Source organism: Sphingomonas sp. H160509, assembly GCF_024124765.2.
Lineage (GTDB): Bacteria > Pseudomonadota > Alphaproteobacteria > Sphingomonadales > Sphingomonadaceae > Sphingomonas.
Genome location: NZ_JAMXSR020000002.1, coordinates 2,479,249 through 2,493,000, shown reverse-complemented (window position 1 = coordinate 2,493,000; position 13,752 = coordinate 2,479,249). Strand labels below are relative to the sequence as shown.

The window sequence follows — 13,752 nt, the reverse complement described above, 5'->3', positions numbered from 1 at the left end:
CTTCGACCTCGCATACTGATTCTGCGAAAAGAGGGGCTCGGACGGAAACGCCCGGGCCCTTTTTCGTTGATGTCGCACACTGTTTGGCAGGTGGTCCGATCGGCATCTCGCCGTGACGCTACGGCATAGCGATGTTTCCATACCGGACTTGCGAAAACGACGCGAAACCGCCATCTGTCCGGCCAACGCCGCCGGGTAACCAGCGGGCGAAACGAATAGATTCACCTTGGAAGGAACCCCGATGAAGGTGCTGGTGCCGGTCAAGCGCGTGCTTGACTACAACGTGAAGCCCCGCGTGAAGGCGGACGGAACGGGCGTCGATCTGGCGAACGTCAAGATGAGCATGAACCCGTTCGACGAGATCGCGGTCGAAGAAGCGATCCGTCTCAAGGACAAGGGCGTGACCGAGATCGTCGTCGTCTCGATCGGCGAGCAGAAGAGCCAAGAAACGCTCCGCACCGCGCTCGCAATGGGCGCCGACCGCGCGATCCTCGTCGTCAGCGAGACCAAGGTCGAGCCGTTGGGCGTCGCCAAGATCCTCGCCAAGATCGTCGAGGAGGAAAAGCCCGACCTCGTGATTCTCGGCAAGCAGGCAATCGACGACGACAACAACCAGACCGGGCAGATGCTCGCCGGCCTCCTGAACTGGGGCCAGGGTACGTTCGCGTCGAAAGTCGAGATAGCCGACGGTTCGGTCAACGTGACGCGCGAGGTCGATGGCGGTGCCGAGACCGACACGCTGAAGCTGCCCGCGATCATCACCACCGATCTTCGCCTCAACGAGCCGCGCTACGCCTCGTTGCCGAACATCATGAAGGCGAAGTCGAAGCCGATGGCGCAGAAGACGCCGGCCGATTTCGGCGTCGACGTGACGCCGCGCCTGACCACGCTGAAGGTCGTCGAGCCCGCCAAGCGCTCAGCCGGGATCAAGGTCGCCGATGTCGACGCGCTGGTCGGCAAGCTCAAGGAAATGGGAGTCGCCAAGTGAAGACGCTCGTCTGGGTCGAACATGACGGTCAGGCCGTCAAGGATGCCACGCTGTCGGCGGTCACGGCCGCATCGCAGCTCGGCGAAGTCCATCTGCTGGTCGTCGGCCAGGGCGTCGACGGCGTCGCGGCCGAAGCCGCTAAGATCGCGGGCGTCGGCAAGGTGCACGTCGCCGACGATGCAGCGTTCGCGCATGCGTTGGCCGAGAACGTCGCGCCGTTGATCGTCGAGCTGATGGGCAGCCACGATGCGTTCGTCGCGCCGTCAACGACGCACGGCAAGAACATCGCGCCGCGCGTCGCAGCTCTGCTTGACGTCATGCAGATCAGCGACATCCTGTCGGTCGAGAGCGAAGACACGTTCACGCGGCCGATCTACGCAGGCAACGCTATCGCGACGGTGCAGTCGACCGACGCGAAGAAGGTCATCACAGTCCGCGGCACGGCGTTCGCCAAGGCCGCGACCGAGGGTGGTTCGGGCGAGATCGAGGCGGTCGCGTCCACGGGTGACAAGGGTCTGTCGACATTCGCCGGCTCGGAAATCGCCAAGAACGAGCGTCCCGAACTTACCAGCGCTAAAATCATCGTCTCGGGCGGCCGCGCGCTTGCCTCGAGCGATCAGTTCCACGCGCTGATCGATCCGCTGGCGGACAAGCTCGGTGCCGGCGTTGGTGCCTCGCGCGCCGCGGTCGATGCAGGCTATGCGCCGAACGACTATCAGGTCGGCCAGACCGGCAAGATCGTCGCGCCGGAAGTGTATGTCGCGGTCGGCATCTCGGGGGCGATCCAGCATCTCGCGGGCATGAAGGACTCGAAGGTCATCATCGCGATCAACAAGGACGAGGACGCACCGATCTTCCAGGTCGCGGACATCGGCCTAGTCGGCGACCTGTTCAAGATCGTGCCGGAATTGACGGCGAAGCTGTAGGCGAAGCCGCTGCGCAAGGCGAAGCCTAGCGCAACAGCTAGCCCGGCCGGCGGCGCCTCAGCGCCGACCGACGACGCGGGATTTACTCCGCGTCGCGTGCCACGAACGGGCGGTGTGACTTTGGTCACGCCGCCCGCTATTGTGTCTGCCGAACATGCACGTCGGCCGGCGTCGAACCGATACGCTTACAAACGCGGTCTATCTGACAAAGTAACCACCTCCCCGGCGAAGGCTGGGGCCCGATTGGGAAACGAAGGTGACGACGGACGGGCCTCCGTTACATCGCCCTTTCCACTTGGACCTCGGCCTGCGCCGGGGAGGTGCATCTTTCGAAGCGGGATAAGTACCGAATACGTCCAGAGTACGAGATCGTTCTCGCTTCCTCGTGCGCAGTTGCCTCCCACCGCACGCCTCCCCCAATTGACCAGCATGTACGGCGTCCACTCGAACCCGCGCGACCGCCTGATATCCGCGGCCAGCGCGGCGATACTCTGCGCCGTCATCGGCTACGCGCTGATCCTCGGGCTTGGCGTCAGCATTCCCACCGCTATCCCCGATGCGCTGAAGACCTTTTCGGTTGGCCCGAATCCCCCTCCACCGCCGCCTGAAAAGATCATCCCCCGCCCAGCGAAAAGCCACCGCCCCGAAGGCGCGGCTTCCCCCGCCAACCTGCGCTCGAAGGCGACCGAAGTCGTCGTTCCCAAGCCGATCATCCCCCCGATCGTTCCACCGCCCCCGGTCATCGCTACACTGAAACCGGGCCCCGGTAGCGACGCCACTAGCGGCGCCGCGCCCGTTCCTGGCCCAGGGACCGGAGCAGGCGGCGAAGGGAACGGCACCGGTAGCGGGCGCTCCGGAAATGGCGACGGCGACGGTGGCGACGAGACTCCGCCCCGCCTCATCAAAGGCCGCTTCAAGAACAAGGATTTCCCCAATGCCGAGGCGGTAATCGGTGCGGGCGGGATCGTCGGCGTGCGCTACACCGTCGAGACCGACGGCAGCGTCACGCACTGCATGATCACGCGCTCCAGCGGCAACGCGGTGCTCGACGCGATCACCTGCCGCCTGATCGAACTGCGCTTCCGCTATCGTCCCTGGCTCGACGCCGCCGGTCGACCGGTCCGCTCGACCGTCGTCCACAACCAGGAATGGGTGAACCAGTTAGGGCCGCCGTCACGCGGTAACTGAAGCCGACCGCCCCAGCCGGCCGCCACTGAGCACCCGCGCGACTGACGGCGATAGCGCCATCAGCACCTGCCCCAGCACGATCGTGACGCCGAACACCAGCAGCGGCTGGACCAGCAGATACGCGGGATATAGCGCCGCACCCAGCGCGCCGGTCGCCAATCCGATCACCGGCCCGAATAGCCACAGCAGCACCAAGTGATCGCAGAATGCGAGAAACCCATAGCGCTCGATTCCGCGCAACCGGTCCGCGACGTTGCTCCCCGCCAAGCCCCAGGCCAGCCGCCAGAACAGCACCGCCGAGGCCAGTCGAAACACCATGTCGAATGCCGCCATCATATACGGATGTGCGTCGAAGAACGCGTTCCCGAGCAACGCGGTCCACAGCCGCGGCGCGATCAGTGCGACGAATGGCAGCGCGCATAGGACTACGGGCCACCTCGCCACCCGCTCCGCCACGCCAAATCGCCGCGCGGCCATTCCAGCGATAAAGAAGACCAGGATCTGCGGTCGCAGCAACAGCGGGACGTGCACCCCGGATACGCTCCACACGACCACGATCGATACGATCAGCGCCAGCCACGCTGTCGACGCACGGACCAGAACCGGGGCGAGCATCATGCAGACGAACAGGTCGCGCAGGAACGGCATCTGCACGTTGACGTCGTTCGCACGGACGAGCGGCGCCAGTTCGTTGAGCGTCCAGCCGATGCTCGACGGCGTCGGCGCTTTCAGGTCGCCGAACGTCGCCGCCGCCCCCCACCAGCACAATCGCGATCGCATTCCACAGCAGCATCGGCAGCAGGATCGTCCGCGCCTTGCCGAGCAGAAATGGGCCGTAGCCCTGGCGCGTCGCGGTCGAGACGACCAGCCAGCCGGATATCATCCCGAGCACCGGCACCGCGCTGCGCCCGAACACTTCGCTCAGCACCGTTCGCAGCACCGCCTGCCAACTGAACGCCACCGCCGCCAATTCCTCAGCAGTGCGTCCGGTCCAGGCGTGGACGTAGACGATCCCCATGATCCCGATCAGCCGCGCGATCGCGATCGCGGTGGAGAGCCGGCCATCCGCCTCACGCGCCGGTTCGGCCATTCCCGTGTACAATTCCGAACCTCTTCTCACGTTCGGCGAGCGCCTTACCCGGCTTGTCGTGCGCGAACACCTCCTTCAGGATGGAGTGGACGCCATGGGGGACCAAGACATGATCGCCGCATTCCTGCTGCTGGCCGCGCAGGCGAGCCCCGACGCGGCCCTATCGCGCCGTGTCGAGCGCGTGCTGGAACGCAGTCCGGTGATCGACGGGCATAACGATCTCGCCTGGGAGATTCGCGAGCTGCACGACGCGAAGGTCGAGGCGGTCGATCTTTCCGTCGACACCGCGCGGCTGCCGAACCCGCTGCAGACCGACATTCCTCGGCTGCGGAAGGGCCATGTCGGCGGCCAGTTCTGGTCGGTCTACATCCCCGCTGACGCACCGCGCGCGGTCGAGATGACGCTGGAAGAGATCGACATCGTTCGGCGCCTAGTCGCCGCCAACCCGGCGGCATTCGAACTCGCCACCACTGCCGCAGACATCCGGCGGATCGAGAAGAGCGGGCGGATCGCCTCGCTGATCGGCGTCGAGGGCGGGCATCAGATCGATGGGCGGCTGTCGGTGTTGCGCCAATATCGCGCGCTCGGCGTGGCGTACATGACCCTGACGCACGGCAAGAGCCTGAACTGGGCGGACAGCTCGACCGACGCACCACGTACCAACGGGCTGAGCGATTTCGGGCGGCAGGTGGTCGCCGAGATGAACCGGATCGGCATGATCGTCGACGTGTCGCATGTCTCCGATGCGACGATGGCCGCTGCGCTGGCTGCGACCAAGGCACCGGTGATCGCCTCGCACTCCAGCGCGCGGGCGATCGCCGATGCGCCGCGCAACATTTCCGACGACCTGCTTCGGGCGATCGGCGCGAACGGCGGCGTGGTGATGGTGAACTTCTATCCGTCGTTCCTGTCGAGCGAGTGGCGCGCCTGGGACGTCGCGCGTTCGGCCTATGCGAAGAGCGTCGGCGTGCCCGCGAACGTCTATGGCGCTAAATCGCCTGCGCCGCTGGTGGCGTGGGACGCGGCGCACCCGGAGCCACGGGTCACCGCCGCGACGGTCGCCGATCACGTCGAGCATACCGCGAAGATCGCCGGTCGGGATCATGTCGGGATCGGCGGCGATTTCGACGGCATCCAGGGGACCGGGCCGATCGGCCTAAAGGGGGTCGACGGGTATCCGCTGCTGTTCGCCGAACTGGCACGCCGGGGGTGGAGCGATGGCGATCTGGCGAAGCTGTCCGGAGGCAACGTCCTCCGCGTCATGGAGCGGGTCGAAGCCGTCGCGAAGGGGATGGCGGGTATGCCGCCGTTCGACGCGACGGATGTGGCGTCGCGGTAGAGCGGGTTCCCGTTCCCAAGTCTGAGTGAAGCCGGACTTCTTCTCCCCTCCCTGGAAGGGAGGGGGCGGGGTGTGGGTCGGGTTCCGCAAATTCCCGCGCTGGTGGCTCAAACTGGCCAACCCACCCCAACCCCTCCCTTCCAGGGAGGGGAGAATCTACCCTTCAAGGATCCGGCATCCGCTGCGCCGCCGGCGGCTCTACCACCAGCGGAGGCACCGTGCGCAACACCAGCCCGATCACCAGCGCGGCCACACCGAGCAAAAGGCAGAACGCCGTTACCCCCGGCCAGCCGGCGTGTGTCCAGGCGAACCCGCCGGCGGACCCCAGCACGCTCGACCCCATGTAATAGAAGAACAGGTAGAACGCCGCTGCCTGCCCGCGCGAGCCGCCGCCGCCTGCAACCTGCGCGCGGCGGCCAACCCAGGCGCTGGCGATCGAATGCGCGCCGAAGAATCCAATCGTCACCACTGCGATCCCGGCGATCACCAGCACCAGCGGCGTCATTGCGGTCAGCGCGACCCCGGCGATCAGCAGCACGACCGGTATCCAGAAGACCTTCCGCCGCCCGAGCCGCCCCGCGAGCGTGCCGAACTTCGCCGAACTCACCGACCCCAGCACGTACAGCAGGAACACCCCGCCGACCGCCGCCTGGCTGAGGCCGTAGGGCGGGCTCATCAAACCGGAAGCCAGCATAATTATAGATCGTGACGAACACGCCCATCAGGAGGAACGCCTCGAGATACAGCAGCGGCATCGCGCGGTCGGTGAACAACGACCCAGCACTCCGTAACAATGCGCCAGGCCGCCCAACGCTCGGCGTGAAATTGCGCGAGAGCGGCGCGAGCCGACGGAATGCCTCCGCCATTGCGAGGCCTGCGACGCCGACTGCGGCTAGTGCCCAGCGCCAGCCTTCAAGATCGGCGACGACGCTCACGACCAGTCGCCCCGCCATGCCGCCGAGTGCGCTGCCGGCGATATACAGCCCCATTGCCGCGCCGACCGAGCCTGCGTCGACCTCTTCGGCGACATAGGCCATCGCCACCGCCGGCACGCCCGCCAGCGCGACCCCGGTCAGGAATCGCAGCACGAGCAAGCCGCTCCACCCCGGCACGACCGCCGCCGCCAAGGTCAGCGCACCAGCCGCGAACATCGCCGCGATCATCAACGGACGCCGGCCGACCCGGTCCGAGACGAACCCCGCGAACAGGATGCCGATCGCCAGTGGCCCCGTCGCCAGCGACACCGCCAGCGATGCGCCCTCCGCGGTCAGCCCGAACTGCGCGGCGAACAGTGGCAGCAACGGCTGCACCGAATAGAGCAGCGAGAAGGTCGAGAACCCCGCGAACAGCATCGCCAGCGTAAGGCGGCGGTAGGCCGGCGTGCCGAGAGCGATAGGCGCTTCAGAAGCCACTCAGGAAGCTCGCGACGTTGTGGCCGAGTGCGTCGACCGCGTAGCCGCCTTCCATGACGATCGCGGTCGGCCAGCCACGCCCGGCGATATCGCGCGCGAGGACCGTATAGTCGGGCGTGGTCAGCTTGAAGTGCGAAATCGGATCGCCCTCCCACGTGTCCGCGCCGAAACTGACGACGAGCAGGCCGGGGTCGAACGTGGCGATCGCGTCGAGCGCGGTGGTCTGCGCGGTGCGGAAAGCCTCGATCCGTGTGCCATGGGGGAGGGGGCAGGTTCAGGGTTGTGCCGAGCCCTTCACCTTCGCCCGTCTCGTCGGCATGGCCCCAGTAGAATGGGTAGTCGGTCTTCGGATCCGCGTGGACCGAGGCGTAGAACACGTCGCTGCGGGCGTAGAAGATGTCCTGCGTGCCGTTGCCGTGGTGATAGTCGATGTCGAGGATCGCAACGCGGGCGACACCGGCGTCGCGCGCGGCCTGCGCGGCGATCGCGGCGGTGTTGAGGTGGCAATATCCGCCGCAATAATCCGCGCCGGCATGATGGCCGGGCGGGCGGCACAGCGCGAACGCCGCACGGTCGCCGTCGAGCACGGCGTGCGTCGCGGCGAGCGCGGACTGCGCGCTGCCATAGGAGGCGGCCCAGGCCTCGGGCGTGATCGGCGTGGTCGCGTCGAAGCTGTGTGCGCCGATCAGTGCGTCGATCCGGGTGAGATCGAGCGGACGGCGGCCGCGGATCGGGAAGGTGTAGGGGATCGCATCGCCCTCTCGCCCCGCCTCGCGCCACAGTCGCGCGACTTCCTTCAGGAACGCGACATAGGCGGGTGAGTGAACGGCGAGGATCGGCGTCTCGCCACGATCCTGCGGCGTCTCGACCGGACCGATCGCGCGGAGGATAGCGTCGATGCGCGCGGGCATTTCGGCATAGGCGGTGAATGCGCCGTTATGGAGTTCGCGCGCAGGGGCGTGGGTTCGCTGGCCGTCTTCGAAGAACAGCCGCATCTCTATTTTCCCTTGCGCATGCGTCATGATGACAGAACCCACGGGTCACCTTGAGGGTCCGCGAACCGATAGGTACGCATGCCGCAGTTCGACGCGCAAAGGAACGTTTGAAACTGGTTGCACGCGAACTTCCGTCGTACCGTCTCCTTGTGAATCAGCGCGCGAACTCCCTGCAGACTGCTGGTGCATTCGTGATCGCGCTAGCTGGATTCGTCTTGGCGGGGCTGCTGTTCGACGGCACCCCGCTTCTGGTTGAGCCAAGCCCCGATCTCGATTGGCCGTTGGGGCTGGCCGGCGTCGCGATGGGCCTGTGGTCGGCTTACCGTATCACTGGCCTTACCTATGTGTCGACCAAAAAGCTGAGTCGCGTCGCGCTGTGGATTATGCTGCCGCTACTCCTTGGCTTTGATCTGGTAGCCCTTGGCGACCGAGTCCAAGAGGCCATCAGCTTCGGTCGAGGAGGTATGGAAGAGGAGACGACTGTTCTCGTTGCGGAAAAGGACACACGGACCAGTCGCAGCGGTCGGGTGTTCTACGAAGCGCGCGTGATCAACCCGTTCGACGCACACCGGGTGACGCTACGTATCGACGAAGCGACCTTCGCCCGCATACAGCCGTTGCAAGACTGCGTGACACTTCTGATCGAGCGCGCTCCGAACGGTGCTGCGCGTTTGCTTATGCCGTTGCGGTGGAAAGTGCGGTGCCCCGATGGCAGCGTCCGAGCTGAACCACGAAGATAGCTCGAAGGCACGAGATAGCTGCTTCCGAGCGTAAGCGGCCAATGCAGCGTCGGAACAGGTTTTGAACATGGTCTCCCCGTAGTCGTGGGGCGGTCAGCCTGACAGCCCTTCGTCGCGTTTGGCTGTTCCTCATGCCCACGGGATAGGGAAGGATAAGGGTAACGCCGGTCGCTTATCGCGCCAACGCTTCCGCGATCAGCTTCCGCGAGTTCGCCACCCCGTACAGCGCGATGAAGCTCCCCATGCGCGGACCCTGCTCCGAGCCCAGCAACGTCTCGTACAGCGCCTTGAACCAGTCGCGCAGGTTCTCGAACCCGCCGGTCTTGCCGATTTCGTAGACGATGTTCTGGATATCCTCCGCACTCGCCCCATCCGGCAACGCGGCGAGTTCCGCATCCAGCCGCTCCAGCGCCGCGACCTCGACACCCTCGGGCGCACGCCGCTTCAACGTCGGAGCGACCAAATCGCGGCTATAGGCCAGCGCGTAGCCGATCAGCCGGTCGAGCTCGGGGTATTTGGCCGCCGACGCATCCGGCACATAGTTGGCAAGATAGCCCCAGACCTGCTCCTTGCTCGCATCGCCCATCACGCCGACGAGATTGAGCAACAGTCCGAATGTCACCGGCAGCTCGCCGGTCGGCAGCTTGCCGTCATGGATGTGATGGACCGGATTGCCGAGCTGCTGCTTCAGATCCTGGCCCGCGTAATTGCCGCGGAACTGCCAATATTCGTCCACAGCGCGCGGGATCACGCCCATGTGCAACGACTTCGCCTTCTTCGGCTCGCGATACGCGTAGAAGGCCAGCGATTCCTCGGGGCCGTAGGTCAGCCACTGCTCCAAGCTCAGCCCATTGCCCTTCGACTTCGAGATCTTCTCGCCGTTCTCGTCGAGGAACATCTCGTAGTTGAAGCCCTCTGGCGGGCGCCCGCCCAGCACGCGTGCGATCTTCGACGACTGGGTGACCGAATCGATGAGGTCCTTGCCCGCCATCTCGTAATCGACGCCGAGCGCGACCCAGCGCATCGCCCAGTCGACCTTCCACTGCAGCTTCGCCTTGCCGCCGAGCACCGACTGCTCGATCCGCTGGCCTTCATCCTCGAACGCAATCAAGCCCGCTTCGGCATCGATCACCTCGATCGGCACCTGCAGCACAATACCGCTGGTCGGCGAGATCGGCAGCACCGGCGAATAGGTCGCGCGACGCTCTGTCCGCAGCGTCGGCAGCATCACGTCCTGGATGCCCTGGAAGTGACGAAGCACGCCCTTCAGCGCCTCGTCGAACCGCCCAGACGTGTAATATTCGGTCGACGAGGCGAACTCGTAGTCGAAGCCGTAGCGGTCGAGGAATTCGCGCAGAATCGCGTTGTTATGCGCAGCGAAGCTCGAATGCGTGCCAAACGGATCGGGGATCTGCGTCAGCGGCTTGCCGAGATGTTCGCGCAGCATGTCGCCATTTGGGACATTGTCCGGAACCTTGCGCAGGCCGTCCATGTCGTCCGAGAACGCGATCAGCCGCGTCGGCGTATCGCTCAGCGCGTGGAAGGCGTTGCGCACCATCGTCGTACGCAACACCTCGTTGAACGTGCCGATATGCGGCAGGCCCGACGGTCCATAGCCCGTCTCGAACAGCACCGGGTCGCCCGACTTGCCGTTCGGATACCGCTTGAGGAGTTTGCGCGCCTCCTCGTACGGCCAGGCTTTGGACTCGAGGGCGGCGGTGCGGAGTTCGTCGGTCATGATACAGCGCGACTAGCGCGTGCATTCGTGTCCGTCACCCCCCACCGCCGCAGGCGTCTTAGCGGCAACGATCCTTTGCGGTGATCGTCCGGTCGACCGCACGGCCGCCGAGCGCGCCCGCTGCACCGCCGGCCAGCGTGCCGAGCAGCCCGCCGCCTACCGCATTGCCGAGCACCGCGCCGCCGACGCCGCCTGCGACGAGACCGGTCGTGCCGCTCGAATGCCGGCAGCGCTTGGCGCGGTAACGACGGTCATGACCGCGATATTCGCGCTTCGAGCGTGCTTCGGCCTTGCCCGTGGGGATGACGGCGGCGGCCGGGATTGCGAGCGAGAGCGCGCTCAGCGCCATGAGAAACTTCCGCATGATGATCATCCCTGTTGATGTAGATAAAGTTCGGTATCGATGAGTGCGCAACGCACGTGAACCGTGCCGGTTGCGTAACGGCCGATATGGGTGAGTTTGTTGGTGGAGGTTTGCACAACCGCGAGGGGTGCAGCACTTCAGGCTGAAACCGACGACAGCGTGTTTCTCCGCGAAGGCGGGGATCCAGACTGGGCTCCCGCCTTCGCGGAAGAACAAGCAGCGAGAGGTTGCCCTTTCGTTCTCATTGCAGCAAGGTCTCTCGGTGCTTCGCTATCCTGCCCTCCACGCCAGCCACGCCGGCATCTGGATCGCGAATGTGGACGGCGCGCGTCCGATCGGGCGGGGCGAGGCGTTCCGGATCGCGGCCGATACGCCGGTCATCATGCTCAATGCGCCGCTGGTCGGGCAGCGACTCGGATATCCCGATCTGTCGGGGCTCGACCTGCTCGAACTCTACGCGTTCCTCCGCCCCGCGCAGTTCGCGGTGCCGACGCCGAAGGGGATTGCGCGGGTCACCGGCCTCGACGTGCCGACCGAGGACGGGGAAGTTGCGCCGTTCCTCCTCCGCGCGGCCGAAGCGATGCTGGCGCTCACCGATGGCGACTGGCCCGAGCGCGAGGGCGCGTGGACCGCGGCGCAATCGCTGTTTCGGCTGCGTTGGCCTTGGGCGCCGGTCGTTGCCGAGCGGCTGAAGAAGCCGGCGGTCAACGAACGCTGGCTGTTCTCGTCGCTGCCCGAATGGGAGGAGCACGCACCGCGACCCGCTCCGCGTACCGTGACGATCGAGCCGGGCGATGCCGAGGCGCGGCTCGTTGATCTCACCGGCCACGGCGCCGAGGAACGTCCCGGCCAGCGTGCCTATGCCGGCGCCGCCACTGCCGCGTTCGCGCCACGGGCGATGCGCGATACGCCGAACCTCGTCCTCGCCGAGGCCGGCACCGGGATTGGCAAGACGCTCGGCTATCTTGCTCCTGCCTCCCTCTGGGCGGAGAAGGCCGGCGGTGCGGTGTGGATCTCGACCTACACCAAGACGCTGCAACGCCAGCTCGGCCAGGAAACCGCGCGGCTCTATCCCGACGCCGCGATCCGGAAGGCCAAGGTCGTTACGCGGAAGGGGGCGCGAGAACTACCTCTGCCTGCTAAACCTGGAGGACGCGTTGCAGGGCGGGTTCGCAGGCCGCGCTGCAATTCTCGCGCACCTCGTCGCGCGCTGGGCCGCATATAGCGCAGATGGCGACATGGTCGGCGGCGACCTGCCCGGCTGGCTGCCGACGCTGTTCCGCCGCAACGGCTCGACCGCCCTGACCGACCGGCGCGGCGAGTGCGTGTATGCCGGCTGCCCGCACTACCGGAAATGCTTCATCGAGCGCGCCGCCCGCGCTTCGTCCGACGCCGACATCGTCATCGCCAACCACGCGCTGGTGATGGTCAACGCGGCGCGGGGCCGCGAACTCGCGACCCGACCGACGCGGTACGTGTTCGACGAAGGCCATCACATCTTCGACGCCGCCGATTCGATGTTCGCGACAGCGCTGACCGGTGCGGAGACGATCGAACTGCGCCGCTGGATCCTCGGCCCCGAATCGAGCGGTCGCGGGCGGCGGCGGGGGCTCGCCGCACGCCTGTCCGATCTCGCCAGCTACGACGAGCAGGGTGCGCGGGCGATCAGTGATGCGGTGACCGCGGCGGGGGGCGCTGGCGTCCGACGGCTGGCTGCAACGGCTCGGCGAGGGTGCGCCGTTCGGGCCGATCGAGACGCTGCTCGCTGCCGTCCGTGGGCTCACCTACGCGCGGGCCGAACAGCCGGGCGACGCGGGATACGGCCTGGAGACCGAACTCGCCGAACCCGACGCGACGCTGATCGAGGCCGCCGCGCCCGCCGCCGCCGCGCTCGACGCACTCGTCCGCCCGCTCGTAACGCTCGGTCGTCGCCTCGAAGCCGTGCTAGCCGAAGCCCCCGACTGGATGGACGCGCCCGCCCGCGCACGAGTCGAAGGCGCGATCGCCTCGATCGGCTGGCGGGCGGAGACGGTGGCGTCGTGGCTGTCGCTGCTCGCGCGCGTCGGCGGGCCGGTCGATGGCGATTTCGTCGACTGGCTCGCGGTCGACCGGATCGAAGGCCGCGAGTTCGATATCGGCCTCCACCGCCACTGGCTCGACCCGACCCGCCCGTTCGCCGAGATTGTCCTGAAGCCCGCGCACGGTGCACTGGTCACCTCGGCGACGCTAACCGGCGGCGGCGATTGGGAAGTCGCCGAAGCCCGCACCGGCGCGCCGCATCTTCTGCGCCCCGCCGCACGGTTCGAGGCGAAGAGCCCGTTCGACTATACGCGCCAAGCCGAAGTGCTGATCGTCACTGACGTAAAGCGCGGCGACATCGGCGCGCTCGCCAACGCCTATGCGCAGCTGATCGTTGCCAGTCGCGGCGGAACGCTCGGGCTGTTCACCGCGATCCGGCGACTGCGCGGCGTGCATGGCCGCATCGCCGATCGACTCGCGCGCGAAGGCCTGCCGCTCCACGCGCAGCACGTCGATCCGATCGACACCGGTACGTTGGTAGACATTTTCCGCGATGATCCGGGGGCGTCGCTGCTTGGTACAGATGCGCTCCGAGACGGCGTCGATGTACCTGGTGAGTCGCTGCGGCTCGTTGTTATGGAGGGCGTACCCTGGGCCAAACCCTCGGTTCTGCACGCCGCACGCAGGCTCGCGGGCGGTGGTTCGGCGTATGACGACCGGCTCGTTCGGGCTCGGCTCGCGCAGGCATTCGGCCGGTTGATCCGCCGCGCCGACGATCCGGGCGTGTTTGTGATGCTGTCCGCCGCGATGCCGTCGCGACTGCTCAGCGCGTTCCCGCCGGGCGTGCCGATCGCCCGCGTGACGCTCGAAGAAGCGGTAGCCCGAGTCGCAAGCCGGCTTTCCTCGCGAGCGCCGGTAGGGCATGAACGCCGCGAACCGGCTTGAGGATTGCC

At 66.6% G+C, this 13,752-nt stretch carries 10 protein-coding genes and 4 pseudogenes; 6 read left to right on the top strand and 8 right to left on the bottom strand.

Annotation, left to right across the window (positions count from 1 at the left end; translation table 11 throughout):
• The first annotated feature begins 241 nt into the window (after positions 1–241).
• The 3 genes from NHF48_RS13895 (at position 242) to NHF48_RS13885 (ending at position 3,102) form a co-directional block, all read left to right on the top strand.
• Positions 242–988 carry an electron transfer flavoprotein subunit beta/FixA family protein gene (locus NHF48_RS13895; protein WP_056064107.1) on the top strand — a complete coding sequence of 249 codons (747 nt, stop codon included), beginning with the start codon at positions 242–244 and terminating at the stop codon, positions 986–988.
• Entirely contained in the window at positions 985–1,914 is a 930-nt protein-coding gene (locus tag NHF48_RS13890) for an electron transfer flavoprotein subunit alpha/FixB family protein (RefSeq protein ID WP_253071438.1), read from the top strand. Before NHF48_RS13895 ends, NHF48_RS13890 begins: the two co-directional genes overlap by 4 nt.
• 429 nt (positions 1,915–2,343) lie before the next feature.
• Complete coding sequence (locus NHF48_RS13885; RefSeq protein ID WP_263817039.1) at positions 2,344–3,102, top strand: energy transducer TonB; 759 nt, start codon at positions 2,344–2,346, stop codon at positions 3,100–3,102.
• On the opposite strand, the gene NHF48_RS13880 is transcribed toward NHF48_RS13885, so the two are convergent.
• On the bottom strand, positions 3,088–3,870 hold the full coding sequence (locus NHF48_RS13880; protein ID WP_263817051.1) for a hypothetical protein: 783 nt from the start codon (positions 3,868–3,870) through the stop codon (positions 3,088–3,090). The genes NHF48_RS13885 and NHF48_RS13880 overlap by 15 nt on opposite strands.
• A 40-nt stretch (positions 3,871–3,910) precedes the next feature.
• Positions 3,911–4,120: pseudogene (locus tag NHF48_RS13875) on the bottom strand (acyltransferase family protein); the annotation flags it as partial.
• On the opposite strand from NHF48_RS13875, the gene NHF48_RS13870 reads away from it, so the two are divergent.
• On the top strand, positions 4,119–5,531 hold the full coding sequence (locus tag NHF48_RS13870) for a dipeptidase (protein WP_342454656.1): 1,413 nt from the start codon (positions 4,119–4,121) through the stop codon (positions 5,529–5,531). The pseudogene NHF48_RS13875 and the gene NHF48_RS13870 overlap by 2 nt on opposite strands.
• 163 nt (positions 5,532–5,694) lie before the next feature.
• Here NHF48_RS13870 and NHF48_RS13865 read toward each other — a convergent pair whose 3' ends face one another.
• The 4 genes and pseudogenes from NHF48_RS13865 to NHF48_RS25175 form a co-directional block, all read right to left on the bottom strand.
• Positions 5,695–6,207, bottom strand: coding sequence for an MFS transporter (locus NHF48_RS13865; protein ID WP_253072433.1), 513 nt, complete (start codon positions 6,205–6,207; stop codon positions 5,695–5,697).
• A 79-nt stretch (positions 6,208–6,286) separates the two neighbouring features.
• A pseudogene (locus NHF48_RS13860) lies at positions 6,287–6,883 on the bottom strand (MFS transporter); the annotation flags it as partial.
• A 49-nt stretch (positions 6,884–6,932) separates the two neighbouring features.
• On the bottom strand, positions 6,933–7,190 hold the full coding sequence (locus NHF48_RS25180) for a hypothetical protein (RefSeq protein ID WP_342454751.1): 258 nt from the start codon (positions 7,188–7,190) through the stop codon (positions 6,933–6,935).
• A gap of 85 nt (positions 7,191–7,275) precedes the next feature.
• A pseudogene (locus NHF48_RS25175) lies at positions 7,276–7,854 on the bottom strand (histone deacetylase family protein); the annotation flags it as partial.
• Between the two features lie 299 nt (positions 7,855–8,153).
• On the opposite strand from NHF48_RS25175, the gene NHF48_RS13850 reads away from it, so the two are divergent.
• Positions 8,154–8,678 carry a hypothetical protein gene (locus NHF48_RS13850; protein ID WP_253071436.1) on the top strand — a complete coding sequence of 175 codons (525 nt, stop codon included), beginning with the start codon at positions 8,154–8,156 and terminating at the stop codon, positions 8,676–8,678.
• 172 nt (positions 8,679–8,850) lie between these two features.
• On the opposite strand, the gene NHF48_RS13845 is transcribed toward NHF48_RS13850, so the two are convergent.
• Complete coding sequence (locus tag NHF48_RS13845; RefSeq protein ID WP_253071435.1) at positions 8,851–10,416, bottom strand: lysine--tRNA ligase; 1,566 nt, start codon at positions 10,414–10,416, stop codon at positions 8,851–8,853.
• Between the two features lie 58 nt (positions 10,417–10,474).
• On the bottom strand, positions 10,475–10,780 hold the full coding sequence (locus tag NHF48_RS13840) for a hypothetical protein (protein ID WP_056053958.1): 306 nt from the start codon (positions 10,778–10,780) through the stop codon (positions 10,475–10,477).
• 262 nt (positions 10,781–11,042) lie between these two features.
• Between NHF48_RS13840 and NHF48_RS13835 the strand changes: the two are divergent.
• Positions 11,043–13,744: pseudogene (locus NHF48_RS13835) on the top strand (ATP-dependent DNA helicase).
• Positions 13,745–13,752: the final 8 nt, after the last annotated feature.

Excerpts from the sequence above, each read along its gene's own strand:
- NHF48_RS13895 (WP_056064107.1), top strand. The coding sequence starts at position 242 with ATGAAGGTGCTGGTGCCGGTCAAGCGCGTGCTTGACTACAACGTGAAG.
- NHF48_RS13885 (WP_263817039.1), top strand. The coding sequence starts at position 2,344 with ATGTACGGCGTCCACTCGAACCCGCGCGACCGCCTGATATCCGCGGCC.
- NHF48_RS13870 (WP_342454656.1), top strand. The coding sequence starts at position 4,119 with ATGATCCCGATCAGCCGCGCGATCGCGATCGCGGTGGAGAGCCGGCCA.
- NHF48_RS13865 (WP_253072433.1), bottom strand. The coding sequence starts at position 6,207 with ATGAGCCCGCCCTACGGCCTCAGCCAGGCGGCGGTCGGCGGGGTGTTC.
- NHF48_RS13845 (WP_253071435.1), bottom strand. The coding sequence starts at position 10,416 with ATGACCGACGAACTCCGCACCGCCGCCCTCGAGTCCAAAGCCTGGCCG.
- NHF48_RS13840 (WP_056053958.1), bottom strand. The coding sequence starts at position 10,780 with ATGCGGAAGTTTCTCATGGCGCTGAGCGCGCTCTCGCTCGCAATCCCG.